Source organism: Fructilactobacillus sp. X2R5C3, from assembly GCF_059901325.1.
Window position 1 is genome coordinate 81,979 of record NZ_JBWXUY010000004.1, and the last position, 26,212, is coordinate 108,190.

General features: G+C 40.8%; 25 protein-coding genes. 11 read left to right on the forward strand and 14 right to left on the reverse strand.

The genetic code is table 11. The features are described from left to right. The first annotated feature begins 1 nt into the window (after position 1). The 3 genes from pstB (AC6UDE_RS06405) to phoU are packed head-to-tail and all read left to right on the forward strand — an operon-like array spanning position 2 to position 2,293. Positions 2-802, forward strand: coding sequence for a phosphate ABC transporter ATP-binding protein PstB (pstB, locus tag AC6UDE_RS06405; RefSeq protein WP_500696955.1), 801 nt, complete (start codon positions 2-4; stop codon positions 800-802). Between the two features lie 10 nt (positions 803-812). Further along, positions 813-1,586, forward strand: a complete 774-nt coding sequence (gene pstB, locus AC6UDE_RS06410) for a phosphate ABC transporter ATP-binding protein PstB (RefSeq protein WP_500695808.1) — start codon at positions 813-815, stop codon at positions 1,584-1,586. A gap of 11 nt (positions 1,587-1,597) precedes the next feature. Further along, entirely contained in the window at positions 1,598-2,293 is a 696-nt protein-coding gene (gene phoU / locus AC6UDE_RS06415; protein ID WP_500694048.1) for a phosphate signaling complex protein PhoU, read from the forward strand. A 44-nt stretch (positions 2,294-2,337) separates the two neighbouring features. On the opposite strand, the gene AC6UDE_RS06420 is transcribed toward phoU, so the two are convergent. The 3 genes from AC6UDE_RS06420 to AC6UDE_RS06430 form a co-directional block, all read right to left on the reverse strand. Next, a complete protein-coding gene (locus AC6UDE_RS06420; protein WP_500696956.1) occupies positions 2,338-3,054 on the reverse strand; it encodes a gamma-glutamyl-gamma-aminobutyrate hydrolase family protein in 717 nt (238 codons plus the stop codon). Positions 3,055-3,194: 140 nt separating this feature from the next. Further along, entirely contained in the window at positions 3,195-5,141 is a 1,947-nt protein-coding gene (locus AC6UDE_RS06425) for an ABC transporter ATP-binding protein/permease (protein WP_500696957.1), read from the reverse strand. Between the two features lie 95 nt (positions 5,142-5,236). Then, positions 5,237-5,467, reverse strand: coding sequence for a hypothetical protein (locus AC6UDE_RS06430; protein WP_500694051.1), 231 nt, complete (start codon positions 5,465-5,467; stop codon positions 5,237-5,239). 78 nt (positions 5,468-5,545) lie between these two features. Here AC6UDE_RS06430 and AC6UDE_RS06435 point away from each other — a divergent pair, with 78 nt between their 5' ends. Together AC6UDE_RS06435 and AC6UDE_RS06440 are read left to right on the forward strand one after the other, a co-directional pair. Then, positions 5,546-6,559, forward strand: a complete 1,014-nt coding sequence (locus AC6UDE_RS06435; RefSeq protein WP_500697022.1) for a zinc-dependent alcohol dehydrogenase family protein — start codon at positions 5,546-5,548, stop codon at positions 6,557-6,559. A 31-nt stretch (positions 6,560-6,590) separates the two neighbouring features. Then, positions 6,591-7,403, forward strand: coding sequence for a DUF6198 family protein (locus AC6UDE_RS06440; RefSeq protein ID WP_500695811.1), 813 nt, complete (start codon positions 6,591-6,593; stop codon positions 7,401-7,403). Positions 7,404-7,454: 51 nt separating this feature from the next. Here AC6UDE_RS06440 and spxB read toward each other — a convergent pair whose 3' ends face one another. The 3 genes from spxB to AC6UDE_RS06455 form a co-directional block, all read right to left on the reverse strand. After that, the gene (gene spxB / locus AC6UDE_RS06445; RefSeq protein WP_500696958.1) at positions 7,455-9,200 is read right to left on the reverse strand and encodes a pyruvate oxidase; all 1,746 of its coding nucleotides are present in this window, start codon (positions 9,198-9,200) and stop codon (positions 7,455-7,457) included. Positions 9,201-9,317: 117 nt separating this feature from the next. Beyond that, positions 9,318-10,085 carry an ABC transporter permease gene (locus AC6UDE_RS06450; protein ID WP_500694054.1) on the reverse strand — a complete coding sequence of 256 codons (768 nt, stop codon included), beginning with the start codon at positions 10,083-10,085 and terminating at the stop codon, positions 9,318-9,320. Further along, the gene (locus AC6UDE_RS06455) at positions 10,078-10,734 is read right to left on the reverse strand and encodes an ABC transporter ATP-binding protein (protein ID WP_500694055.1); all 657 of its coding nucleotides are present in this window, start codon (positions 10,732-10,734) and stop codon (positions 10,078-10,080) included. Before AC6UDE_RS06455 ends, AC6UDE_RS06450 begins: the two co-directional genes overlap by 8 nt. A 117-nt stretch (positions 10,735-10,851) precedes the next feature. On the opposite strand from AC6UDE_RS06455, the gene rlmD reads away from it, so the two are divergent. Next, positions 10,852-12,264: a 23S rRNA (uracil(1939)-C(5))-methyltransferase RlmD gene (rlmD, locus tag AC6UDE_RS06460; RefSeq protein ID WP_500696959.1), complete on the forward strand. Its 1,413-nt coding sequence runs from the start codon at positions 10,852-10,854 to the stop codon at positions 12,262-12,264. A gap of 10 nt (positions 12,265-12,274) precedes the next feature. Continuing rightward, a complete protein-coding gene (locus AC6UDE_RS06465) occupies positions 12,275-12,688 on the forward strand; it encodes a hypothetical protein (protein WP_500694057.1) in 414 nt (137 codons plus the stop codon). A gap of 60 nt (positions 12,689-12,748) precedes the next feature. On the opposite strand, the gene rbsU is transcribed toward AC6UDE_RS06465, so the two are convergent. The 3 genes from rbsU to AC6UDE_RS06480 form a co-directional block, all read right to left on the reverse strand. Beyond that, a complete protein-coding gene (gene rbsU, locus AC6UDE_RS06470) occupies positions 12,749-13,669 on the reverse strand; it encodes a ribose/proton symporter RbsU (RefSeq protein WP_500694058.1) in 921 nt (306 codons plus the stop codon). A 121-nt stretch (positions 13,670-13,790) separates the two neighbouring features. After that, a complete protein-coding gene (glpK, locus tag AC6UDE_RS06475) occupies positions 13,791-15,308 on the reverse strand; it encodes a glycerol kinase GlpK (RefSeq protein ID WP_500696961.1) in 1,518 nt (505 codons plus the stop codon). A gap of 114 nt (positions 15,309-15,422) precedes the next feature. Further along, complete coding sequence (locus AC6UDE_RS06480; RefSeq protein ID WP_010022943.1) at positions 15,423-15,674, reverse strand: hypothetical protein; 252 nt, start codon at positions 15,672-15,674, stop codon at positions 15,423-15,425. 149 nt (positions 15,675-15,823) lie between these two features. Between AC6UDE_RS06480 and AC6UDE_RS06485 the strand changes: the two genes are divergently transcribed. Together AC6UDE_RS06485 and tyrS are read left to right on the forward strand one after the other, a co-directional pair. Beyond that, positions 15,824-16,618, forward strand: coding sequence for a tyrosine-protein phosphatase (locus AC6UDE_RS06485; RefSeq protein ID WP_500696963.1), 795 nt, complete (start codon positions 15,824-15,826; stop codon positions 16,616-16,618). Between the two features lie 250 nt (positions 16,619-16,868). Then, positions 16,869-18,122 carry a tyrosine--tRNA ligase gene (gene tyrS / locus AC6UDE_RS06490; RefSeq protein ID WP_500696964.1) on the forward strand — a complete coding sequence of 418 codons (1,254 nt, stop codon included), beginning with the start codon at positions 16,869-16,871 and terminating at the stop codon, positions 18,120-18,122. Positions 18,123-18,247: 125 nt separating this feature from the next. Here tyrS and apf read toward each other — a convergent pair whose 3' ends face one another. From apf to AC6UDE_RS06510, 4 genes are all read right to left on the reverse strand, one after another. Continuing rightward, entirely contained in the window at positions 18,248-18,874 is a 627-nt protein-coding gene (apf, locus tag AC6UDE_RS06495) for an aggregation-promoting factor (protein ID WP_500694062.1), read from the reverse strand. A gap of 307 nt (positions 18,875-19,181) precedes the next feature. Beyond that, on the reverse strand, positions 19,182-19,502 hold the full coding sequence (trxA, locus tag AC6UDE_RS06500; protein ID WP_500694063.1) for a thioredoxin: 321 nt from the start codon (positions 19,500-19,502) through the stop codon (positions 19,182-19,184). Beyond that, entirely contained in the window at positions 19,477-20,259 is a 783-nt protein-coding gene (locus AC6UDE_RS06505; protein ID WP_500696965.1) for a TerC family protein, read from the reverse strand. Before AC6UDE_RS06505 ends, trxA begins: the two co-directional genes overlap by 26 nt. 29 nt (positions 20,260-20,288) lie before the next feature. After that, positions 20,289-20,927 (reverse strand): glycoside hydrolase family 73 protein, encoded by a 639-nt coding sequence (locus tag AC6UDE_RS06510; RefSeq protein WP_500696966.1) that lies wholly within the window; start codon positions 20,925-20,927, stop codon positions 20,289-20,291. 196 nt (positions 20,928-21,123) lie between these two features. On the opposite strand from AC6UDE_RS06510, the gene AC6UDE_RS06515 reads away from it, so the two are divergent. Both AC6UDE_RS06515 and AC6UDE_RS06520 read left to right on the forward strand, forming a co-directional pair. Next, a complete protein-coding gene (locus tag AC6UDE_RS06515) occupies positions 21,124-22,047 on the forward strand; it encodes a magnesium transporter CorA family protein (protein WP_500694066.1) in 924 nt (307 codons plus the stop codon). A 129-nt stretch (positions 22,048-22,176) separates the two neighbouring features. Then, positions 22,177-24,840: an MMPL family transporter gene (locus AC6UDE_RS06520; RefSeq protein WP_500696967.1), complete on the forward strand. Its 2,664-nt coding sequence runs from the start codon at positions 22,177-22,179 to the stop codon at positions 24,838-24,840. A gap of 40 nt (positions 24,841-24,880) precedes the next feature. Here the strand turns inward: AC6UDE_RS06520 and AC6UDE_RS06525 are convergent, their stop codons facing one another. After that, complete coding sequence (locus tag AC6UDE_RS06525; RefSeq protein ID WP_500696968.1) at positions 24,881-26,032, reverse strand: MFS transporter; 1,152 nt, start codon at positions 26,030-26,032, stop codon at positions 24,881-24,883. Positions 26,033-26,212 lie beyond the last annotated feature (180 nt).

A 26,212-nucleotide genomic window follows, 5' to 3' on the forward strand; every position in this document is an offset into this window, starting at 1 on the left:
CATGGCTCAACAAAATTACGATTTAGACCACCATCAAATTATTACACCACCAGGAGAAATGGCCCTTGAGACCGAGGACGTGAACGTCTTCTACGGTAAAAAGCAGGCTACCTTTGATGCTTCGCTGGCGTTTTCAAGGTTCAAGATCACCGCCCTCATTGGAGCCTCGGGATCTGGCAAATCAACCTTCCTTCGCTGTCTCAATCGAATGAATGATGGTGTGGCGAACGTTACCGGTAAAATCATGTATAGAGACGTAGACATTAACCAAAAAAAATTAAACGTCTACGTCCTTCGAAAAAACATTGGCATGGTCTTCCAACACCCCAACCCCTTTGCCAAAACCATTCGTGAGAACATTAAATTTGCGCTTAGAAAACATGGCGTAAAAGATCCACGGGAACTTGATCAACGAGTAGAACAAAGTCTAAAAGCCGCTGCACTATGGGACGAAGTCAAAGACAAGCTGGATACAAGCGCCCTTGAATTATCTGGTGGACAGGCTCAAAGGCTCTGTATCGCTCGTTCAATCGCCATGCAACCTGACATCTTGTTGTTAGACGAACCAGCGAGTGCTCTTGATCCCATTTCAACCTCTAAGATTGAAGAAACGCTTCTAGAGTTAAAGAAAAAATATACGATTATCATCGTGACCCACAACATGCAACAAGCCGCCAGAGTCAGTGACTATACCGCCTTCTTCCATCTTGGACACGTCATGGAGTACGCTAAAACAGCTGACATTTTCACCAGACCACAGGTCAAAGCCACTGAGGATTACATTTCCGGCAACTTCGGTTAAGGAGAAGTAAATGACAACTAAAACGGAACCAAAAGAGATTATCAAAACTGAAAACGTCAATTTGTACTATGGAAAGCGAAAAGCGTTGCACGACATTAATTTAAACTTCAAACAAAATGAGATTACCGCCCTAATTGGACCATCTGGATGTGGAAAGTCGACATACCTCCGTTGTTTAAACCGAATGAATGATCTTATTCCAAACATTACCATCACGGGAAGCTTCACGCTCAATGGTCACAATATTTATGGTCCAAAAGAAGACATCGTGGAACTCCGAAAAGAAGTCGGAATGGTTTTCCAGCAACCCAATCCTTTCCCCTTTTCCGTGTACGATAATGTCACCTTTGGCTTAAAATTAGCTGGCGTTAAGGATAAGCAATTATTGGACGAACGCGTTGAAGAATCTCTAAAGCAGGCGGCTATCTGGGATGAAGTTAAGGACAAACTTCATAAAAGTGCGCTTTCATTTTCTGGAGGACAACAACAACGAATCTGCATTGCTAGACTCTTGGCCATTCAACCAGACGTGATTTTACTGGATGAACCAACGAGCGCGCTCGACCCTATTTCGAGTCAGATGATTGAGGACACCCTCCTAAACATCAAGGATAAGTATACGATCATCATCGTGACTCACAACATGTCACAAGCTTCTCGAATCTCAGACAAAACGGCGTTCATGCTGAACGGTCGACTAGTGGAAGTAGGCAAAACCAAAAAAATGTTTATGAATCCTGATAAGCAAGAAACAAGTGACTATCTCAACGGAAAATTTGGATAAGGAGAATGACTATGGGAGCATTATTTGATGATGAATTAAAGAAACTTAAAGGACACTTCATGGAAATGGGATTTGACAGTAGTGAACAAATCTATCAAGCCACCAAATCTTTCATTGATCATGATAAGGACCTCGCACGCAAAATCATTGCGGAGGACCCCAAAATCAACAACGAAGAAATGGATTTAGAGAAACAGTCCTTACAACTGATCGCACTTCAGCAACCCGTTGCCAGTGATTTTCGTCAAATTATCAGCATCCTAAAGGCCAGTACCGACATAGAACGAATCGGCGATCACGCCAATACGATTGCCAGAGAAACCATTAACGCCAAGGGCCATGAACGAATCCCGGCGGTCGAAAAAGTCATCAGTGAAATGACTGAACAAGTCCGTTCAATGTTAGAACAGGTACTAGAGGCCTTCTTTGAGGGGAATGCCTCGGAAGCCAAGAAAATTGCTGACCAGGATGAATCAATTGACAAGTATTACCATTCCACCAGAAAGTTAGTAACTGAATCCCTGAAAAAGAACAGTAAGACGGCGCAAGCGGCCCTAAGCTACTTAATGGTCATCCGATTGCTCGAACGGATCGGTGACCACGTCGTGAACCTCGCCGAATGGTTAGTTTACAATCAAACCGGCAAGATGGTCGAACTCAGTCACAGCACCAATCACGATGAAGAATACTTTGAAAACAACAAGTAACAAAGAAACCACCCTGATATTTCTATCAAGGTGGTTTTCGCTATTTATTGGTTACTGGTTCGCTCAAAGAAGTCCAAAAATAACTGTTCCTCTTTTGGATCGTTTTGCCACAATAATTCTGGGTGCCACTGGATTCCCATGATACTAGCATCTTCATTTTCAACCGCTTCGATGACGCCATCGGGAGATTTGGCCGTGACGGTCAAACTCTCTCCGACCTTTTTTAGGGCCTGATGATGAATTGAGTTCACCACCGGATGGTTTCCAACGGAATGGACCAACTGGCTTTTGGCTTTCACTTGCACCTCATGAAAATTATGCTTTGGATCGTCGTGTTTCACGTGTTGAACGTTAGACTTGGGTAAATCAGTGGCAATGTCTTGATAAAGACTACCACCAAAAGCTACGTTTAAGACTTGAAGCCCCCGACAGATCCCTAAAAGTGGTTTTCTCCGGCGCACCGTTTCTTTAATCAGTCCCATTTCCCACTCATCATGGGGTCGATAGTGCGCATCGTCTGGTTCGACTGATTTTTCGTGGAATAATTCCGGTTGAACATCTTGACCACCAGGAATAATTAGGCCGTCAACTAAGTCAACGTATTCGGAAATCATATCAAGCTCAGCCATGGGAATAATAACAGGCAGAATGCCGTGTTTTTGCAGTAAATCAATAAAAACTTGAGCAGTATAATTGGCGTAATCAAGGTTATAGTTAGGCGTCTTAATCCGGTTAACGTTTGCCGCAATTCCAATTCTCAAAATGAACCCCTCCATTACAATTTAGTAATTCCTAATGAATAAGAGCCATCCCGAATTAACGGGATAGCTCTTATTTGGTTTAGAAGTTAGTTTGGTCCAACTTTCCTATAATTGCAATAGCTTAATTAATTTTTTAATCTTTATTCGGAACTCAGACTCACAATTGGATCTAATTTAGCGGCCTTGGCTGCTGGAGCAAGTGCTGCTAGTAAACAAATAATAACAAAGACTAGTGCCCCAATAATGGAATTGGCCGGTGAAATTTGAACAATTGCGTACTTAATCGCTCCATTAGAAATCGTATCCGCTCCCCATTCGGCCAGGTAGGCTATGATAACCGCAAAGATGGACGAGAAGACTCCCAGAATAAAGGCTTCAGAGAAGAATAGGTTTCGAATGTTGCCCTTGGTAAAACCAAGTGCCCTTAGAATCCCAATCTCCTTGGTTCGTTCGGCAACACTAATGTAGAGCACCACGATGATCATAATTGCTGACACAAGGAGCGAAATTGCCGCAATTCCTGCTAGAACCCAAACAGCGACGTTAATGTAAGTGTTCAGTGTTGATACAATCGCACCCGCACCAGTAATTTGGTACTTGGCTTGTTGATTGGGTCCCTTCAACGACTTAATCTTATCTTGAACGGGTTGAACGTTGGGAACTCCACCAGCGATGTTCACCGCGGCAAAGTTCGGTTCGTACTTCATTTTAGCCTCACTAAACATTGACTTCATCGTGTTGGAACTAACAAGTGCCATTGGGTTCACGTCACTAGTCACCCCACTCACAGTAACCTCTTTTGATAGGACGTGGGGCTGCCCGTTATCATCGGGAGCATTCGCAAACAACTTAATTTTTTGGCCCGTCATGTCGTACGGCTTCTTCTTATTAAAGCTTTGGGCCGTCTTCTTATTAATCAACACCTGATTATCTTTAGTGGGGACTGCTCCGGATTTAATGTTCTTCTTTAAGACCGCTCCTTGATAGTATGTTTGAATGTACTGAACGGAAGCGGTTTTATCGGCCGCCTTAAACTGACCGCCAGCTAAAAACTTACCTAACGTTGAACTTTTGACATTCTTTAGGTCCTGCAACTGTTGGTTATCCTGGTTGGTCAGAAGTTCATTTTTAGGGTTTTGTTCCTCTCCCTGTTTCTGTTTTCGACTAACTTGAATGGTAGTGGGATTAACCTCTGAATAAATTTCATGATTAATGTATCCCTTGACCCCATTGCCGAGACCTAACATGAAAATGACCGAAAAGATGCCGATGGCCGCCCCAAAAATAATTAACAGGTTGCGCTTCAGGTTATAACGAAAGTGTTCGAAGGCCATCGTAAAGATGGAAGCAAGTTTGGCCGGACGCGCCTGAAAGTCCGCCTGCGTTTTATTAACCGGGTAAGCGGGTTTTAAAATCCTATCTTCATCAATCTTCCCGTTGGCTAAATGAACGATCCTCGTTCCATAATTGGCAACCACCTGAGAGTGGGTGACGGCAATTACCAGTTTTCCGTCTTCGGCAATTTCGTTCATTAGTTCCAAGATGTCATCAGTATTTTGAGCGTCCAAGGCACCAGTTGGCTCATCAGCAATGATGATATCTGGGTCAGAAGCAAGTGCTCGAGCAATTGAAACCCGCTGCATTTGTCCACCTGAGAGTTGATTGGGGTACTTGTTACGGTGGTCATACAAACCAACCTTTTTTAAAAGTTCAGTGGCCCGTGCTTCTTGTTTTTTATGCGTTAAAGTTGTCATTTCTAAAGAGACCATCACGTTCTCTTTAATGGTCAGATGATTCACAAGGTTAAAGTTTTGAAAGATAAAACCAATTGTGTTGCGCCGATACTCATCAAGTTGTTTACTGGTATCTTTTTTTAACGATTTTCCGTCAATTAAAACGTCACCGGAATAATCACTGTCTAGTCCAGCGATAATATTCATAAGGGTCGTCTTTCCACCACCAGATTCTCCCAGGATGGAAACAAATTCCCCACGATCGAAGTTGAGACTGATCCCGTTTAAAACATGAAAATCCTGATTATCCACATAATAGGACTTTTTGATGTTTCTTAGTTCTAAATAAGCCATTTGGTTCTCTCCTTCTTTTTTAGTAGTGTCCATTTTAAACTAATTTAACCAAAAGTAAATTTTAACCTGAAAGTAAGAACGGCCTTAACGGAAAATTAAAAAAATAATTTTGTGAAATATTTTCGTAATTTTTTCATAACAATAATTAAAATTAATTGCTTAATTCCCACTCTAATGCCGTTATCTATTTCACTTATCAAATTTCTTCTTTGTTCAATTTTTATTGGATCTATTTCAGAAGCTGGAATGCCCTTGCAAACAGTTTTCAAACGGTTTACATTATTACTTGGAAACAAATCTGATATTCCTGAAAGAAATCTTTCCATTTTTTTCGATCAGTTATGTTCAGATTGTAACGATATTAATTCATCAACTTTTCGAAAGGAAGTTATCTTATGTCAAAAATGAAAGCTTTAGTTATGACAGCTAAGCAACACATGGAGATTGAAGACAGAGATGTCCCAACCCCTAAGGACGACGAAGTCTTAGTTGAAACTGCCTACGCTGGTATCTGTGGTACCGACCACGCCTTATACAATGGTCTCCCAGGTTCAGCTGATGCTACTCCTCCAATCGTGTTAGGTCACGAAAACTCTGGAGTTGTTTCCGCAGTTGGAAAGAACGTTAAGGACTTCAAGAAGGGTGACCGTGTTGTTGTTGACCCTAACATTTACTGTGACAAATGTTTCTACTGTCACACTGGCCGCTACGAATTGTGTGAAAACCTATCGGCCGTTGGTGTAACTAGAGATGGTGGTCTTGAAGACTACTTCACTGCCCCAGAAAAGGTTGTTTACCACATTCCTGATGAACTATCACTTCAAACTGCATGCTCAATGGAACCACTTTCATGTGCCGTTCACACGATGAAGATCACCGAAAACATTACCCCTTACCAACACGCTTTAATCATTGGTGATGGATACATGGCTAAGTTGTTTGCTCAACTACTTAGAATCTACGGAATCCAGAACATTGACATGACTGGTAGACATGATGAAAACCTTGCTTGGGAAAAGAAAGAACTTAACTTAAACAAGGTTATCAACACGACTAAGGAAAAAATCACTGACAAGTACGACATGGTAATCGAATGTGTTGGAAAGCCTGAAACCCAAGAACAAGCTGTTGAAGCAACTAATCCTGGCGCTCAAGTTATGATGTTTGGTGTTGGTGCACCAGGTCAAACATTTAACATGAACACTTACGAAATCTTCAAGAAGCAATTAACCATCAAGGGTTCAATGATTAACCCCCACAGTTTCGAAGATTCAATTGCTTTACTTTCAGATGGTTCCGTTAAGGTTACACCTTTCCAACACAACATCCTTACTTTAGAACAAGTACCTGGTGTATTAGCTGGTACTGACAAGGTTCAAGGCAAGTCAATTGTTAAAGTTAATGGTAGTCTTAAATAATTGAACCAAAATCTGATCGTGGAGGGAAACTATGGCGAAGAAAACCGCTAATAGAAAAGCCAAACGTACCATTTCCATGACAGCTTCAATTATGTTCTTTATCCTTTCATTAATAATTAACTCTGCTGGAAATGTTTTGACTCTAGTAACAACTGCTAAGATTCATCCATCTTTTCTAGGTTCAGCTTACTGGACCGCAGCCGAAACCAACCTTGGAAATGCCTTTCACTGGAACTTATTCTGGGCATTTCTAATCTTGGGAGTTGCCATTACCATTTTGAACGCCTTTTTAGTCGGTCACTGGGATTGGGGACGTGCCATTGGAAACGTCATCTTCATGGTTCCGTTCTCAGCACTCATCCAGGTCTTTGATGACTTCTTCATGGATGGTTCACTTCCAGTAATTGGAAAAGTATCATTTTTTGCTGGATTCCCTGAAGCCAAGGGTTGGATGATGGTCGCTTTCTATGTTCTCTTGAATTTCTTCGGGGTAGCATTGATTGCAACCGCCATCTCAATCTACCAACGAGTCAACTTAGTCTTGCATCCCGCTGATGATTTGATGCAGATCCTGCGATTTAAGTACTTCAATGGTGCTGCTGGGAAAGCCATGTGGGCTTCCTACATCCCACCGACTGTCATGGCAGTGGTTGCCTTTGCAATTACTCGTCAATTTACTAACTTAGGAGTAGGAACGATCTTTGCGTTTCTATTCCAAGGTGGAATCACTGGACTTGCTGATAAATACATCTTCCCTCACCTAAAGCATCAAGCGTTAGATGTTGGTGATGAATCAACGGTTGCCGTTGATATTGACGAAGACGAAAAGACGAAGAAAAAATAAGCAAAAGAAATAACCGATCTCAACCGAGATCGGTTATTTTTATTTAAACCACTATTTCAAACTTTTTAAAATCTCGCTCAATGCTGGTTGACCATAAACGTTATAACGTTTCTTGTACGCATCAATCGTTTTTTGGTCAAAGTTTTCTGGGTCAAGTGGGACAAAACTAGTATCAATTGGGTCAAACGCTTTAATCTTAGCGTCAATCACAATCGGCTTCGTGTTACCTTCGGCCTGCATTCGGTCAATCTCAACCATGACACTATCCAGTTCATCTTGACCCGAAACTTTAAAGCCATGAGCACCCATGCCTTCAGCAACCTGGGCAAAATCCGCTTGATAGAGGTCAACACCATAATCACTAATGCCAGATTGAACGTCTTCGTGTTCAATGTAACCAAAGCGTTCGTTTGACAAAACGACATTGATAATCGGCAAGTTGTACTTGGCCTGCGTAATCACATCCTGCATGACCATTGCGAATCCCCCATCACCTGAAATCGACCAAACTTGACGATCAGGATATGAGAGTTTAGCAGCAATGGAAGCTGGTAGACCAAAGCCCATTGTTCCAAACCACGGTGACATGGCAAACTGCTGCTGCTGATTAAAGGGAAGTTGACGAATGGAATGCATGGTGTTGTTTCCAACGTCAAGTCCATAAACCGCATTCGACTTAGAATGGTCAGCAATTGCCTTCAAAACAGTCTCAGCTCTAAGACCCTCGTCGTAGTCAGTCGCAATGCTATCAAGCCATTTTAACCAATTCTCGCGATCAATTCGAGCGGCTTTTAAGAAATCACTCTTAGGAAGCTTTACATCTGAATCAATTAACATTTCTAAGAATTCCTTGGCATCACCGTGAATCGTGAGGTTGGCCTGATACTGACGACCCAAATCAGCCAGATTGTTATTAACTTGAATGATTTTTTTATCTTTAGGCATGAAGCGAGCAAACGGAAAGTCGTTTCCAAGCATAATAATCAGATCGGCAGCCTGAGAAACTTCAAATCCGGGTTTCGTTCCCAGTCTACCACGAGCACCCATGTAACTCAGATTGTCGTTTGGCATAATCCCAGTTGCAGGAGCCGTGGACAAGACTGGCATGCTAAACTGATCGGAAACTTTCACGATCTCATCTCGGGCACCCTTAGCACCTCTTCCGTACCAAAGAACCGGATGTTTGGCTTTCTTAATCATCTTAATGGCTTCATCAACGTCAGCTTGTTTAGGGTGAACCGTTTTAATGCTACTTGAAACGTTGGCCGTCTTAGTTGGTTCATAGTCAATCTCAGTTCCAAGTAAATCATTCGGTAAGATGACGACTGCTGGCCCCTTCTTTTGATAGGCCGTCCTGATGGCTTCATCAATAATCTTTGGTATCTGATCGGCAGTTGACGCCTGGCGGTTGTAAACCGAAACGTCAGCAAACATTGGCAGTTCATCCATTTCCTGAAAGAACCGCGTGTTCATCATTGGTTGGGGAACTTGTCCAACGAGGGCTAGCATTGGCGTATTGTCTTCCTTCGCGTCGTATAAACCATTAAACATGTGAGTCGCACCAGGACCCGCCGAACCAAAGGCGACCCCAATCTTACCGGTATACTTATGGTCAGCGGAAGCGGCCAAAGAACCGACCTCTTCATGTCTAACCTGAATATATTTAATGTTCTTTTTTTCCTCATCTAGCGCATTCAATAAGTTATTCAAAGAGCCAGCTGTGATGCCATACAAATGGTCGACATCCCAACTCTCAAGCACTTTCACCAGTGCTCTACTTGCTGTCATTTTACTCATAGAATCCCTCTTTTCGTTTTTCCAATTTAACTGTTGACCCAATTGAATTATAAACCACTCCATCAATTTATCCTATCAGAAGCAATAAAAAAGACTCCTAATCAGAGCCTTTACTTATTAATTCATATTTCTAAGCTGGTCATTTTTAGTGTAAAAACTATGATAACCCATGTAACATGCGATGATTGAACTAACGGCCGTAATCCCGAGCAACATGAAAGTTACCATGATCTGGTACTTAATGGCCTTAACCGGATCAACACCAGCAAAGATTAAACCAGCCATCATCCCGGGTAAACTAACCAGTCCAACGGTCATCGCAGTATCAATCGTGGGCTGCATCCCGGTCTTAATGCTGTCACGCACAATGTCAGAACAGGATGTCTTCACGTCGGCTCCCAGAGCTAATTTTTCAATAATCTGCTGTCTCCGGTCTTTAAACATGGAATTCATACTTCGATAACACAGTCCCAGGGCAACCATTGAGTTACTGGCAACCATTCCGGTAATTGGTACCACTTGAGACGGGATAAACTTAATTGCTCCCGCAAAGACTAATACCGCAAGTACCACAATCGTGCTACTTCCTAATGCAATGATGGAAATGGGGAGTGCGTGTTCCATACCGTCACTACGTCCTTTGGCGTTATAAGCTGCGTTAAACAAAATAATTAAGATTAAAATCAGGGTTAAAAAAACGTTATTGATCCGAAAAACGAATCGTAAAACGTACCCAACTATAAATAACTGAACCACACAACGGATGGTGGCAATGATAATTGACTTATCAATGCCCAACTTTTCTTTCCATCCGACAAATAACGCGATTAAGACCAGCAGTCCAGTTAATGCGAGCGCTTGATTTGAAACAATTAAATTAGGCATCTTTATCTCCTTTAACTAGTCGTCCGTTAACAATTGTGACTAACTCGGTAGCATGGTCAATCTCACCTTGATCATGAGTAATCATGATGACCGTGGTGTGATCTTTTTGATTAATGTAATTAATCATCTTGTGCACACTTTCCTTGGTGTTTTCATCAAGGCCAGTGGTAACCTCATCTAAAATAAGCACATCAGGCACAAACATGATGTTGCGAATTAATGCGACCCGTTGGCGTTCCCCACCAGAAAGATTATCGACCGTCCGATCCAAATCACCATCACCTAGATCGACGGTTTGAAGTGCTTTTAACGCGTGTTCTTTATCAAACGGTTTATTTCGAATCTGATATGGGAACTCAAGATTATCCTTGACCGTATTGCCAAACAAGGTGGGTTGCTGAACGGCGTATGATACTTTTCTCCGATACTCAATTGGATTTAAATCAGCGACGTTTTGGCCTTCAAAAATTACTTCACCAGAACTGGGAGTCAAAAGATCCGCCAAAAGTCTCACAAAAGTTGTCTTCCCACTCCCTGATGGACCAGTGATCGTAACGATCTCTCCGGCATCAACGCTCCAGCTGATATCCTTGATAATCTCACGTCCATCAGCGTCGTAGCATAGGTTTTTAGTTTCTAGTACTGCCATCTTGATACCTCTCTTTTCTTTTTAACAAATTAACAGTATGATTATACAACACTTTTGTATCATATATGAGTCTGCTATAATGACGTAGACGTTGTTATGAAGAAAAAAGGAGTTCTAATGAGTTATAAAAGAGTTAGAAACGGTTCAAAAAGATCGTCAAATGTTTCGGTAGAACTCCACCAACGAGTTACGGTCACCATCAAGCGTCTCGGAATTAATGGTGAGGGAATTGGTTATTTTCACCGCAAATTAATTTTTATTCCTGGTGCGCTAGTTGGTGAATTAGTTCAAGCTGATGTAACCGAGATTAAACCTAAATACCTACGCGGAAAATTAGTTCAAATTGATAAGGAAAGTCCCTTTCGGGTTAAACCGCGTGATCCATATGCTGGAGAAGTCGGTGGTTTTGAACTCGAAGACCTCGCATACCCTAAGCAACTGGAATTCAAACGTGATTTAGTTAAACAATCGCTTAGAAGATATCATCCGAGGGCTTATGATCATTATGATGTCAGGGAAACGATCGGGATGGATAATCCCTATGAGTACCGTAATAAGGCCCAGTTTCAAGTTCGAACTGAAGCAAACGGAAGAGTCATCGCCGGATTATATAAAGAAGGAACTCACGAAGTGGTCGACATGGAGACGTGCTCCGTTCAATATCCGCTTACCATGAAGGTCATGCGCGCTTTAGTAGAAATGGTTCAGGAACTAAACATCCCAACGTTCGTTGAATCCAATCACTCTGGCATTTTAAAAACCTTGGTAGTTCGAGCAGCTCTCAATACCAACGACGTGCAGGTGGTTTTCATCACTAACACGCCCAAGTTGATTAAGAAAAATCAACTCTTAGAAATGATTTCCGATCGCCTTCCAGAAGTCACTTCCGTCATGCAAAACATCAATCCTGGTGACTCACCCTTGATCTGGGGAGAAAAGACGGTTCATTTAGCTGGAAATGACAGTATTACCGAAAAAATTAATGGTTTATCATTTGAGTTGTCACCAAGAGCTTTTCTCCAACTAAATAGTATTATGACTCCTAAACTTTACGATTTAGCTGGAACAGCCCTCAATCTTGATTCTGATGATCGTTTGATTGATGCATATTCTGGGGTGGGAACCATCGGTCTTTCATTAGCAAACCAAGTTTCTGAAGTTAGAGGAATGGATACCGTTAAGGAAGCCATCACCGACGCCAATCATAATGCAGCAATCAATCATATTGATAACGCCACCTACTACTTTGGCAGTGCCGAGGATTTGATGCCGCAGTGGATAACCGAAGGTTTTAACCCCACGGCACTGGTGGTTGACCCACCACGCGTTGGCCTTGACCAACACCTAATTGATGCTATTTTAACCGCTAAACCACAAAAATTTGTATATGTTTCATGTAATCCATCAACGCTAGCTCAGAACCTAGTTCAACTAACGAAGTCTTATAACGTGGACTACCTGCAACCAGTTGATATGATGCCACAGACTCCGCACGTCGAAGTCGTCGTCAAATTTACTTTAAAGTCTTAGAAAGGTCCAATTGTCAATGAATCCATTCGATAACGGCAATAATAGTGGGAATAATGGCATGAACAACATGTTCTTGCCACCTAACTACGCCGTCGTGCAAAATAAAGAAACCCAAGAAGTCAAAGTCCAAAAGGTGGGCTTCTCATTCACTACGCTAGTTTTTGGAATCTGGCCTTCTATTTTTCGTGGTGATTTCTATAATACCCTTTGTATGCTAGGGGTGGATTTTATCCTAGCAATGGCACTTACCGTCTTAACTGGATTAAACATCGCATCCTCTGCCTATGAGATTTTTGCAATCATGCCATTAGCATGGAGTTTTGTATACAATATGATGTTTTTCCGGCATTTGCAAAATAAGGGATTTGTTCCCATCAATAAACGTTCAGCTGAACTTTTAAAACGAAGTCATTATTATAAATAATTAGGAACACAAAAAACACTTCACATAATGTGAAGTGTTTTTTGTTTGAGATTAATGATTTTATAGCATAACGGTAACGGCAGCAGCAACGATGATCAAAGCTAAACCGATCAAAGTAGCAACCATTTCCTTTGGAGTCTTCTTCTGGTGTAAGAAGTAAACACCGGTCAAGGTAGCAACAACTACTGATACCTGTGATAGAACGAATCCAGTTGAAAGACCTAACATGTTTGGTTGTGCAGCAATCAAGTATGAGAATGCGGCAATTGCAAAGAAGAAACCAGCAATAATCTGTTTGTATGAAACACCCTCAGCAAACACATTTTCACTCTTCATGTTCATCAAACCGTAGATAATAGCCATCAAGACCATTCCCATTGCCTGTGGCAAGAATGCTTCCATTGGGGTCATTACTGAAGTGGACTGTGGCAAAATTCCCTTAGCCCAAGTCAAGTTATTAACCTGTGGAGCGGCTGAGTATAACCAGTAACCAATAACACCAATTAACTGTAAGATAACTGCTTTTTCAAGCGCACCTTTATTAACGTTTTCTTTGTTTTGGCTCCAAGTGGTAAGAGTGGCACCGATAATGATAACGATCAAAGCAAGGATTCCAATGATCTTGTGACCAATACCAGGCCAACTACTTAACGCAAATGCACCCCACAAAGCAGTTACAATCAACTGAAATGCGGTCGTGATTGGCATAACTCTTGAAGAACCAATCAAAGAATAACCTTTAAAGGCCATGATTTGACCGAAGCCCCAACCCATACCAGACAAGATTCCGTAGACTAAGTTCCAGCCCATTGGGAAGCCAGCTTGTGTGAATAATAAGACAACAATCGCAAAAATCAATGTACCAACTGTGGCACCAAAGATTTGGTTCGTTGGTTTACCACCAATTTTTGATGAAATAGTTGGAAATAGCCCCCAACCAATCACTGGAATTAATCCAATTAATATTGCTTCAAAACTCATATCCCATACCTTCTTTTCAAAATACTTTTGTAACCCTTATTTACGAAATTAATTATAACACGTCAAAAATAAAAAGAAAACGTTTTCATTAAGAAAAATTTAAAAACTTGCAAAGCAAGTCTTAATTAATGGGTTTAAAAGCCTGCGTGGCCTTAACCGCTCGCTTCCATCCCTGATACAATTTATCTCGTTCAGCTGCTTTCATTGAAGGAGTGAAAATCTTTCCCTCTTCATAAATGGACTGAACTTCATCTAAATCTTTCCAGAACCCGGTTGCTAGTCCACTCAAGATGGCAGCCCCAAATCCGGTCGTTTCTTCATCGCTGGCTCGTTGAACCGGAATATTCAAAATGTCAGACTGAAACTGCATTAAATAACTATTGCGACTAGCTCCCCCATCAGCTCGAATCTGTGGAATATCGAGGTCGGTATCGGACTCCATCGTGTTAACGATATCCTTGGTTCCGTACGCAATTGACTGAAGCGTGGCCTTTACAAAATCATCACTGTTAGTTCCTCGGGTAATCCCAAAAACGGCTCCTCTGACATTTTGGTCCCAGTATGGGGCCCCTAATCCATTAAAAGCAGGAACAACGTAGATTTCATTGTGGTCGGTCGATCGTTTAGCCGCCTGTCTGGACTCAGGAACACTGGTGATAATCTTCATTTGGTCTCGAAGCCACGTCAACGCACTTCCAGCCACGAAGATTGAACCCTCAAGTGCATACGTAATTTTTCCGTTAATTCCATACGCAATGGTCGTCAACAAATTCTCGTCTGAGTACTGCGGCTGGTGTCCCGTATTCATCATGATGAAAGCACCATCACCATAGGTGTTTTCAACCATTCCCTTTGAAAAGCCCATTTGTCCGATCAACGCCGCCTGCTGATCGCCAGCAATTCCAGCAATTGGGACACTAACACCATAAAATTGGTAGTTTTCGGTCGTTCCATAAACTCCATCAGAAGCATGAACGGTCGGAAGCATGATCTTTGGAATGTTTAAAATCTTCAAGATTTCGTCGTCCCACTTTAAGTCATTAATGTTAAACATCATCGTTCGACTGGCGTTCGTATAATCAGTAATGTGATATTTCCCACCAGACAATTTCCAGACGAGCCACGTATCAATGGTCCCAAATAACAATTCACCATCAGAAGCGCGCTTCTGTGAACCATTAACATGGTCTAAAATCCACCTGACCTTGGTAGCGGAGAAATACGAGTCAATAACTAGGCCCGTTTTTTTATGAATTAGGTCCTCGTACCCTCTGTTTTTTAAGTCTTCAGCAATTGAATTAGTTTGTTTTGAAAGCCAACCAATGGCATTGTAAATGGGTTTGCCGGTCACTTTGTCCCACACTACCGTGGTCTCACGCTGATTGGTAATCCCCACCGAGGCAATGTTTTCGGGGTGAATGGAGGCATCAATCAAGGCACTCGCAATAGCGGAAAGCACGGAGTTCCAAATCTCGTTTGGATCCTGTTCAACCCATCCGTCACTATTGATAATTTGAGGAACTTCCTTGTAACTCTCAATTACTTTTCTACCACTATGATCATAAATGATCGCTCTCGTACTAGTCGATCCTTGATCAATCGCTAGGACGTAATCTTTATTGTCAGACAACTGGTTCATCTCCGTTTCATCGTATTTTTGATACTCATATTAGCACGATTCAATTCATCTCACTACTTGAAAATAAAAGAGAAAGTAGATTAAAATCTACTTTCTCTTTTATGGCATCATTAATTAACGCTTAACTTCAACCCGAATGTCAGCATCAATATCTTTTGGCTCAACCTGTTCGTCATAAGAAAAATCAGCATCTTTAAAGTATTCCTTGATTTCAGCATTAATCTCGTTTAAATCACGAACATCATTATCCTGACGTTTAATCAATAACGTGTACTGCTTGTTATCTTCATCAACGTTTTCAAAATCATAACCAACGTCAACCGTGTTTAAGATTTCTTGAATCATTTGTCTTTCAGTCATTGCCATAATTCATACTCTCCTTAATAATCTTCATACGCTAAGCTTATTCTATTTTCTAATATTTGTAAAATCATATCTCAAAAAATCATGTGGAACACGGGCTTCATGATATAATTATATTACACTGACATTGAAAGGTGGGTTACATGGAAAACATGGAAAATAAAAGAGTTCTAGCCATTCCAACTGGTGAAAATTTTCGTGAGTTAGGTGGATACCAAACTGTTGATGGTAAAACCACTAAGTGGCACAAGTTACTACGTGCGGGACACTTAGGTGAGCTCAGTGAAAATGATCTAAAAACCATTGAGCATTACGGGGTTCGCTTTGACGTTGATCTCAGAAGTCAACCTGAAGTCGACATGCTGGCCGATCAAGTGGAAACTTCTGCTGTCGACTACATTTTTGATCCGATCTTTAAAGAAGACGCAACTGACAATTCGAAAAGTCCAGCTGAAATGAAGAAAGTCCTGTGCAATCACCCTAATTATGGTCATGATCATATGGAACACGTCTATAAAAGCATGATTAAAACGAAACACTGTCGTTTGGCTTTTAAAAAATTATTTGAAGTTCTACTCGATAACAGGCAAGATGACGAGTCCGTCCTATTTCACTGTACAGCTGGAAAAGACCGAACCGGAATGTCTGCGACCATGATCCTCTCTGCCCTAGGAGTCGATCGTAAAACCATCGAAGAAGATTACCTGTTAACCAATCAGGTGGCAAAACCAGTGATTGATGCTCGATTAGAGCAAGCCAAAGAAGAAGGATATAATGATGCAGCCCTAAAGAGTCTGAGATCCCTTTATAGTGTCTCATTAGACTTTTTCAATGCCGCAATGGACGAAATCAATCAATTATACGGCGGAATGAACCAATTTCTCCATGAAGGTATTGGATTGACCAATGCCGACATTCATCAGTTACGTCAAATTTACCTTGAATAATTTGCATATTGTTAATTGGGCTAGGTAATGATACGATGAGTTTATCAAAAGTAGTCTAATATTTAAGTGGTAAGAGAAGTGGCGGTTGGTGCAAGCCACACAGGATATTAGATGAACTACCTAAAATTACACATCAAAATAAGTGCAGGTACTTTTGTATCTGAACGTGGGTGGTACCGCGCACAAGCGTCCCAGTAGTCAATTACTACTAGGACGCTTTTTATTTATCAACAACAGGAGGAAAATAACAATGAATATCATTGAAGATTTAAAATGGCGAGGCGCCATTAACCAAACAACCGACGAAGACGGACTAGAGAAATTAACCAACGAGAAAAAGATTGCCCTATACTGTGGGGTCGATCCAACTGGTGATAGTATGCACATTGGTCACCTAATTCCGTTTATGATCATGGAACGTTTTTCACGGGCTGGTTTTCACCCTTACATCCTAATCGGCGGGGCCACCGGTTCCATCGGTGATCCAAGTGGTCGAAACACCGAACGTCCCCTTCAGACCAAACAGATGGTCAAACACAACGTTAACGCCCTAACGAAGCAAATGAAGCACCTCTTCGGCAGTGACAGTAACATTCACATCGTGAATAACTACGACTGGACGTCTAACGTGTCACTGCTTGATTTTCTTCGTGACTACGGAAAACTCTTTAACGTTAACACCATGTTATCAAAAGAAGTGGTGGCCAGTCGCCTGGAAAAGGGCATTTCATTCACAGAATTCACCTACCAAATCCTACAAGCACTGGACTTTCTCACTCTTTATCGTGACCATGACGTCCAGCTCCAGATTGGTGGTGGGGACCAATGGGGAAACATCACAGCCGGAATTGACCTCATTCATCGCGTTGAAGGTCAAGACGCCGAGGTATACGGATTAACCATCCCATTAATGCTTAAATCAGACGGAACTAAGTTTGGAAAGACCGCTGGTGGTGCTGTTTGGCTTGATCCAGAAAAGACCTCACCGTATGAATTTTACCAGTTCTGGCTAAACCAAAACGACGCTGACGTTATCAAATACCTCAAATACTTCACCTTTTTGCCTAAGGATCAAATTGATGAACTGGCCCAAAAAGTTAAAGATGAGCCTTGGAAAAGAGAAGCACAGAAAACATTAGCACGTGAGGTCACAAAGTTTGTGCACGGTGAAGACGCCGTTAAGCAGGCCGAAAACATCTCAAAAATTCTTTTTAAAGGCAACGTTCAAGACCTATCAGTAAAGGAAGTTAGTCAGGCATTTAACAGTGTCCCAACGTCTTCGATTAGTTCTGATCCCGTAAACGTAGTCGATTTAATCATTGCGGTTGGAGTTGATAAATCCAAACGGCAGGCTAGAGAAGACGTTAATAATGGCGCTATTACCATCAATGGAGCAAAGGTTACCGACGTCAATACTGAAATTAACCCCCAAGCTCAATTTGACGGGAAGTTTATCATCATACGACGCGGCAAGAAACGTTACTTCTTAGCTAAGGTTAAGTAAATAAATCCCAGTATCATAAATATGGTACTGGGATTTTTTGGATTCAAAAAAGGGGCGAAGAATTATTCTTCGTCCCTTTTGCATCTTGTTTTTCGTTTGAGTAATCGTTAACTTGAAATTAAATCTTACCAGTAGTTATGTGATGCTCGAAATTGAGCAGCGGCAGCGATTGAACCGTAACGTGAAACTGCGTATTGACGAGCCACACGTTCTTGGTTAGCTGGAGAGTAATCACCATTTAAGTATGATGAAGACAATTGGTATTTACCAATGTACTGACCATTTCGAGCACTGTATGAGTTACCAGATTCAACTTGTGCAATTGATGCTAAACCAGAGTTATCACCGGCATTGCTTGCATTATTGTTACTGCTTGCAGCAGGTTGAGTAGTGGTTGTAGTTGTTGCTTGTTGTTGTGTTTGAGCAGGTTGTGCGTTTTGCTGTGGTGCAGCAGTGTATTGTGCATTGCTACTTACCTGAGCAGATGGTTGTGTTTGAGTATTGTTACTTTGGTAAGTCATGTTGCTTGCGTTAGTAGGTAATGTTAACTTTTCTCCGACATGAATCAGGTTGACATTCTTAAGGTGGTTAGCCTTAACAATGCTGCTGATGCTAGTATTGTGTTGCTTTGCGATTTTTGAGACTGTGTCACCGCTCTTAACGGTAACTTGATTAGTGTTAGTGGCAGCGTTGGCGTTGAAGCCTGCAGTCATTAACACACCGGCTACTGTGAAAATAGATGCTAAAAGCACCTTTACGTTTCTAGATTTTAATAAAATGATAAATCACTCCTATAAATTTTTGTTACTTCCGTTTTCTTAAAACTGAAATATACTCAAACAACAATTTCACATTCTAAATACTGTTATTTACATGGCAAAAACAGCAATGTTAAAAAAACCGATTATTTTGTCACGTTGTAACATCAATGTAACAAAACTCGTAAAAATGCCCGTTTTCAAGGATTGATCAACAATTCACAACACCAATTTTTAGCAAAAGAAAAAGCCTTATGCCATAAAAAAAGTTATTAAAAGCATAAGACTTTACTTAATTTCATCATTTTTCAGCTAATTTTCGATTAAAATAGTGCTCTAATTTACTCTTAGGATACACTCCGGTGACCTTCTCAACGCCCTTTCCGTTACGAAATAATACTAGTGTTGGAATACTCATGACCCGGTATTTTCTGGCAATCTCCTGATTATCATCGACATTAAGCCTTAAAAACTTGATTCGACCTTTGTACTCACGTTCCAGTTCTAAAATCAACGGATCCATCATTTTACATGGACCACACCATGGTGCCCAGAAGTCAACCACGGTCATTGGTCCCGTAATTTCTGAGTCAAAATTATTCTGGTTTAGATCCACTGCCATAGTCTTTCCCCCTCTTCACGTTAATCACATGGATAACTAAAGTAGCCACTAGTGTGACAATTACCAAGATTCCAAACCATCCCGCTGGAATCTCAATGTCAATCATTGGAATCGATAAGAAAAGTTTCAATGCAATGATAATGATCAAAAAGTACGCCATCGGCTGTAGTTCAGGAATCTTTTTCATCAACATCATTATGACTTCAGCTACCCCACGCATCGCTAAAATCCCAATCATCCCACCAATTAAGACGATCACTGGATTAGGTGAAATGGCTAACGACGCTAGCACCGAATCAATTGAAAAGATAATGTCCATGAATTCAATCTGAACTACCACCCACCAAAAGTACTTGCGAGTGTGGTTTTTCTTATTTGGTTTGACCTGATGAGTTCGGCTCTTTTTGTGCTTATTCTTGTGCATATTATAGAAGAAACTAAACGCAAGATAAAACAAATAAGCTGCACCTAATACCTTAATGATCCAGAACCTAATTAGGTACACTCCGACTCCGATGATCAAAAAGCGAAAGATGTATGCTCCCCACATTCCGTAAAACAAAGATTCTTCCTGCCACTTTTTAGTAGGAAGAACTTGAGTCTGGGCCGCAAGGACAACTGCATTATCAACGGATAAAAGACATTCAATCACTACCAATGAGAAAATAATCAACCAGTCATTTCCAGACGTTATGACGGTTTCCCAGTTATGTAGATCAAAAAAAGGACCATATAATTTAGCGAGTAGGTCGAACAATCAAAGACTCCTCCATTAGTTAGTTGTAATTAGTAATTGTTAATTGCTTTAACGTCGTATTTCATTAATTGATGGTTCACGATGACACCAATCAGCTTATTAGCGTAATCGGGATCGGTAGCGTAGCCATTTTTTTGCAACAAGTTGGCTTCTTGCCTAAAGCTCGTAATGCCCGTTTTCTTTAAAAACTTGGTATTTAAAGTCTCATTATGATCCTCGATGGCATCAGCAACCGATGGATATTTTCTAAACTGACCCACTTCGGTCGTTTTCTTGTTATTAACGTACTCGGTCGTATCGTACGAAATTGACTGACCATTGTACGTTCCCTTGATTCCAAACGGATTATTGGCTTTCTTATAGAGTTCGGATTGCCCCCAATTCGATTCGAGAATAGCCTGTCCGATCACGATACTTGGCAAAACCTGTTGTTTTTTCTCGTAAATCTTAACGGCTGGGTCACCAATTTTTTGAATAAACTCTTTGTGCTGAGTTTCGATCTCTTTATCACGTTTCTTGGTTGCGTTATTCATTTGCTCTTGTCGAACTTGATATGAATGGTTAATCAACATGTGTCTAATCTTAAATGCAGCGAACACAAGTAGTAAGACGACGACTACTCCAATCACAACTGCAATCCACACGTTTTTCTTTTTACTGTGTTTCACGGACAACATCTCCCTATGTGGTTATTATACCTTAGCCAACCATTTTTTGTTGAGTATTTATGATTACTTAAAAAAGTTTCTTACTCATTTCCAATTACGCATTATAATAGAAGAAACACCCACTAAAATCGACTAACTTAGCCATTTAGTGTAGTATGAAGATATCTGACAATATAGTAACGGGAGTAGTTTTGCATTGATTAAAATTGAAAAAATCAACCAAAATATTAACTGGATTAAAACCATCGATTGCCGTCCAGCTGATAAGGAAATTTTAAAAACAGAATACCATTTAAATAACGAAATGCTCTATTATGCACTTGACCGTCACGAACGGCCTCGGGTTGAATATTACGATGAAGAAGGAGTCCTCCTTTTCATTTTTGATGTGGCCGAACCGACTCGTTTTAACGGGGATGTTTCTGCTGAACCAATTGGAATCATAACCCATGACAACATGTTATTTACGTTCACGGCCGATAAAACTAACTTCGTTAACGAACTCATTTCTTCCATTATAAAGAAAGCCGGTTCAAAACAACTCGCAGAATTGCAACCAATTGACGTAATTAATAAAACGTTGTACCAACTATCCGTCCAATACTTTGATTATATTAACCAAATCAACAGTGTCAGAACTAACATTCAACGTAACTTACGTGGCAAGGCCAATAAAAGTGCCATCAACCACCTGCTTAATCTACAGACGGACTTAGTATATTTCCTAACGTCACTCGGATCAAACAACGATATGATTAACGACTTCAAGCGGCGTTTTACAAGGGACCTCACTGAGGATCAAAAAGCTGCCGTTGAAGATATCAGTATCGAACTTCAACAGGGACTTTCGATGGCAGAGATGGCGAACGCCGCGACCCAGCAAGTAGCAAGCGCTTATTCCAACCTCCTTGATAGTGACTTGAACAACACGATTAAGTTTTTAACCGTTTTTTCGTTAATTCTAAGTGTTCCAAACATCGTATTTGGGTTCTATGGTGAAAACGTAAAACTTCCATTTATGGATAAACCATCAGCGTGGATTATAACCATTATCATCACGATCATTTTTATCATCATTGTGTTGCTGTTTTTACGCGCAAACCATTTCTTTAAGAACTAATTTAATATAAAATGAGCATGAGGGGGTAGTGAAATAAAATGAAAGGAATTTTCTTCGATGAAACATTTTATAAGGACGTTACACGAAAATAGGATTTTCTCTTTAATTATTTGGCTAGTTGTCATTTTTATGGCAATTGTCAGTCTCCCCAACCTGAGTCAGGTTGTGATGCAGGCTGGCAACCCGGAAATGAACTCAAAGTCCCAGATGTATAAAGCACAGAACTTACAGAACCAATGGGGCGAAGGCTTAGATGGAACCACAAGTATGAACATCGTTTACCACGCCAACAAGGGTAAAATTACCAGTTCTGAGCAAAAGGACATTTACAATCGGGTTGGTAAGATTCAGAAAAGTAACGGGGACAACGGTATTAGTCGGATCACCACCGCTCACACGAGCCCGAATGGTGCCTCAAAGTTTATCTCCAACGATCAATCAACCGAGATTGTGAATATTCATGTTCCAAAAAGCAATGCCACAAGTGCAAGTTTTGCTAACACGATTCAAAAGCAATTCAACGTTAATAATGGACTGAAGACGTACGTCACCGGTCCGCAATTAATTAATCAAGATAACAATGAGAAGATTTTAAGCGTCACTAACATTGTGACCATTACAATTTTCATTCTTTCTTTAGTCTTTATTGCCATTGCATTTAGATCACTATTAGCACCAGTCTTTACCTTTATCACCATGATCATTGCTTACTTGGTCTCATTAAGTGCAACAGCTTTAATGTCAACTCAACTTAGTCTCCCGTATTCGCCATACATTCCTTTAGTAACTGGCTTGGTAGTAACTTTATTTGGTACCCTTGCTAGTTTCTTTTTGTATCGACGTTTTGAATTAGCACTTAAAAAAGAAAGCTTTGACCCCAGTAAAACAGCCACTAAAAGTCTTACATATCCACTTGGGGCAACCGCAATAATTACGTCATTAGCATTTGGATCACTTTACCTGCTCAAGTTTAGTTCGGTTCGGGCCATTGGTAGCGTCGCCATTGTCGTACTAATAACTTTATTAGCCGTGATGACCGTGACCCCAATGTTCATGCAACTCCTTGGACCAACTTTCTTCTGGCCAAAGAAGAAAACTTTAAAATTAGCAAACGAGGGCTTCTGGGGTAAACTTGCCCATGTCTCGCTTTTAAATCCACTCCTGGGCCTACTAATTGCATTAGTGATTACGGTCCCACTGGTTTTATTCTATCGTCCTAATGTAACCTACCTTAATAACAACAATTTAATTGCTAATGATCAGGCTGAAGTCGGTAGACACATCCTTCAAAATCACTTTAATAAGGGAAAACCAACTCCAGTCACTATTTACATCAAAAATAACCGACCCTTTAATAATGACAACACCATTAGTGCCATTGACCAGGTTACAACGAAGCTTCAGTCCCAAAAAAACGTTGCGCAGGTGTACTCTGTGACTCAACCAGGTGGGGATGAAATTGATAAATACTATTTACGAAATCAATTGAATAAGACCACTTCAACGCTTAATGGCATTAGTAATTCCCTTAAGGGCTCACAAAGAACCCTTAAGGGTGCAAACAAGACACTTCAACAGAAAAACATTAAGAATCAGACTAAATCAGTCGATTCACTGATTAGACAACTTGATCGGATTAGCGATACGAGTGAACAAGCTGACACCAACAATTTCAGCACATTCACTCCACTTGAAACGGCTCAGTCATCTAATCAAGCCCAGAAGTCCAAAAAACTTCGCCAAAATCTCTCACAAGTGTCTGATCAGTTGAGTACCACCAGTCAAAGCTTGACCCAGTTAAGCAACCAAATCTCTGACGCCCAAAATTCTGGACTGGAAGCGCAAGAAGCGGTCCAGCAATACAACGAACAAGCGTCTAAAGTTCGTGGTGAAATTGCGTCCGTTAACCGAACTTTAAAGGAAAGTAAGGATAAGTTAACGCCCGTCACTGGTTACTTAAATGGTGTCAAGAAGTCAAGTGCTGGGAATACCTTCTACATCTCACCGCAACAGATTAATGACACCGATTTTTATCAAACTAAGTATAATTTTGCAAGCGAGAACCAAAAAGTAACCAAGCTCGAAGTAGAATTTAATAATGAGCCCACCGGCAACACGAACTTAAATAACGTTCACAACATGCAAAATACGGTTAGAAACCAGTTACAAAACACCAGCCTGGAAAACGCTGAGGTCGCTTATACCGGACAACCAATTGAAAACGCCAACGTTCAAACTAACTTTGACCACGACTTTATTATTGGAATGATGATGATCTTCTTAATCGTTTTCGCCTCCATCATCATCGTTAGTCGTTCCATTCTCCAACCATTTTGGTGGTTGGTCACATACGTGATGAGTGTCTTTTCCGCACTGAAGGTTACCCAACTTATCATGTACTATGCCGCAAGTGACGGTCAATTAAACTGGCAGGCATCCGTTTCCATGCTGGTTCCCCTTTCCATAATCGGGATATTTGAATTAACCTTTTTGGCCATTTCCTACCGAAAACAAAATCCGGACTTACTAGGATGGTTGACCGGTGGGACAAGTGCATTTACAAAAACAGTTAGTTACGTGATGTTTGCTACCATTATCATTACATTCGGCCTTTTCGTTAGTCTGCTTCACTCGCTTGACTTCATCGGGCTGACCGTCATCATCACGATTATTATTTTTAATGTCATCCTGCCACTTGTCACGACTGGACTTGGCAAACTAGCAATCACGTTACCTCGTTCCGATTTGCATCATTGGCCCCTTTATAAAAACAAACGAGCCAAAAATAAATAATCAAAAAGCCATCAGTTAAACTGATGGCTTTTATTATGCCCTAAACATTCATTTTACGAATTGATTTAAAGTAAAGAAACAAGATGACCAAAGAACCAGACATTGCCGTAACACCAAATAATACAAAAATCACCTGAATGTTAATAACCTTTGAAAAGGCACTGATAAACAATGACTCAAGTGCCATCAAAAGAGCCGTAATTAGATTGCAAAAAGACATCAACGTAACTCGGAGTCGTTTCACCACTGTATCCTGCAGTTCAGCGTTTAGTGTCGTATCCCACACTTCAAAAAGTGAACTAAAAATTACAAATGCAATTAAAGCAACGATGAAATTTGAAATCCCTAAGAGTAGTGACATCAATAAGCCAATTGCCATGCTTACAGAAATCACCCTCATTCGGCCATATTTAGCCACTACTTTAAAGACGTTTGCCGAAAAAGCAGCTCCAATGATATCAACAATCGCCAGGATCATCGCAATGTTACCGGTGCTAAATCTTGTAATGTGGGATAGGTACAACGACCCGTATTGATACATGATCGAAGCCGTAGCCTGTGAAATCGCCACTACTAGGATTAACTTCTGGTAGTTTTTATTACTAACCAAGAAAGTCCGTAATTGCTTTAAGACACTTGGAGCATTGGGCTCATTAACCACCGGTCGGGGTTTGATCACTAATACCGTCATGATTGAAAGAACGTGGGCCATAATTGAGGCGGTAAATACCAGTGGCCACGAAACGTCTGCCAAATACCCACCAACCATATTACTGAAAGCAATCGTACAAATCATGATGGCGTTGTAGCGTCCCCAGAATTTCTGGTAGTGTTGTTTTTCATCCGCCTCATAAATGATGGCCTCATCGGTTCCCGAAATTAGTGAAAGTCCAACTCCAAACAAAATAAATCCACCAAATACTAACAAGTGGTTACGTGCGACAAAAAAAGTTGCCACGTATAATACACACATTATCTGACCCAAAATCAAGGTGGTCTTGTAGCCAATTTTGTCAGCAATGATTCCGGATGGTAGTTCACAAATAACCTGCGTTACGTTGATCACAAGTTGCAGCAACGCAATTTGTCCAACCGACCATCCCATATGTTTCAAATAAAGCATCCAAATTACTAATTCAAAGGTTAAGTTAGAAAAGAATGCATACGTATACATTTTCCTGATATTTTTCATAATTTCCCTCATTTCAGTTTAACGATTACTAATGAAGTTGAGGAAATTCAATGATTGATTCAGGATGAATGTTTCACCCAAATAATCGAATGAAATTATGACTCAACTTCATTTCACAACTATTTGGGAAACAGTCTGTCTTTGAATAAATACCGTTACATGCCGTGCTGAAAACTTACT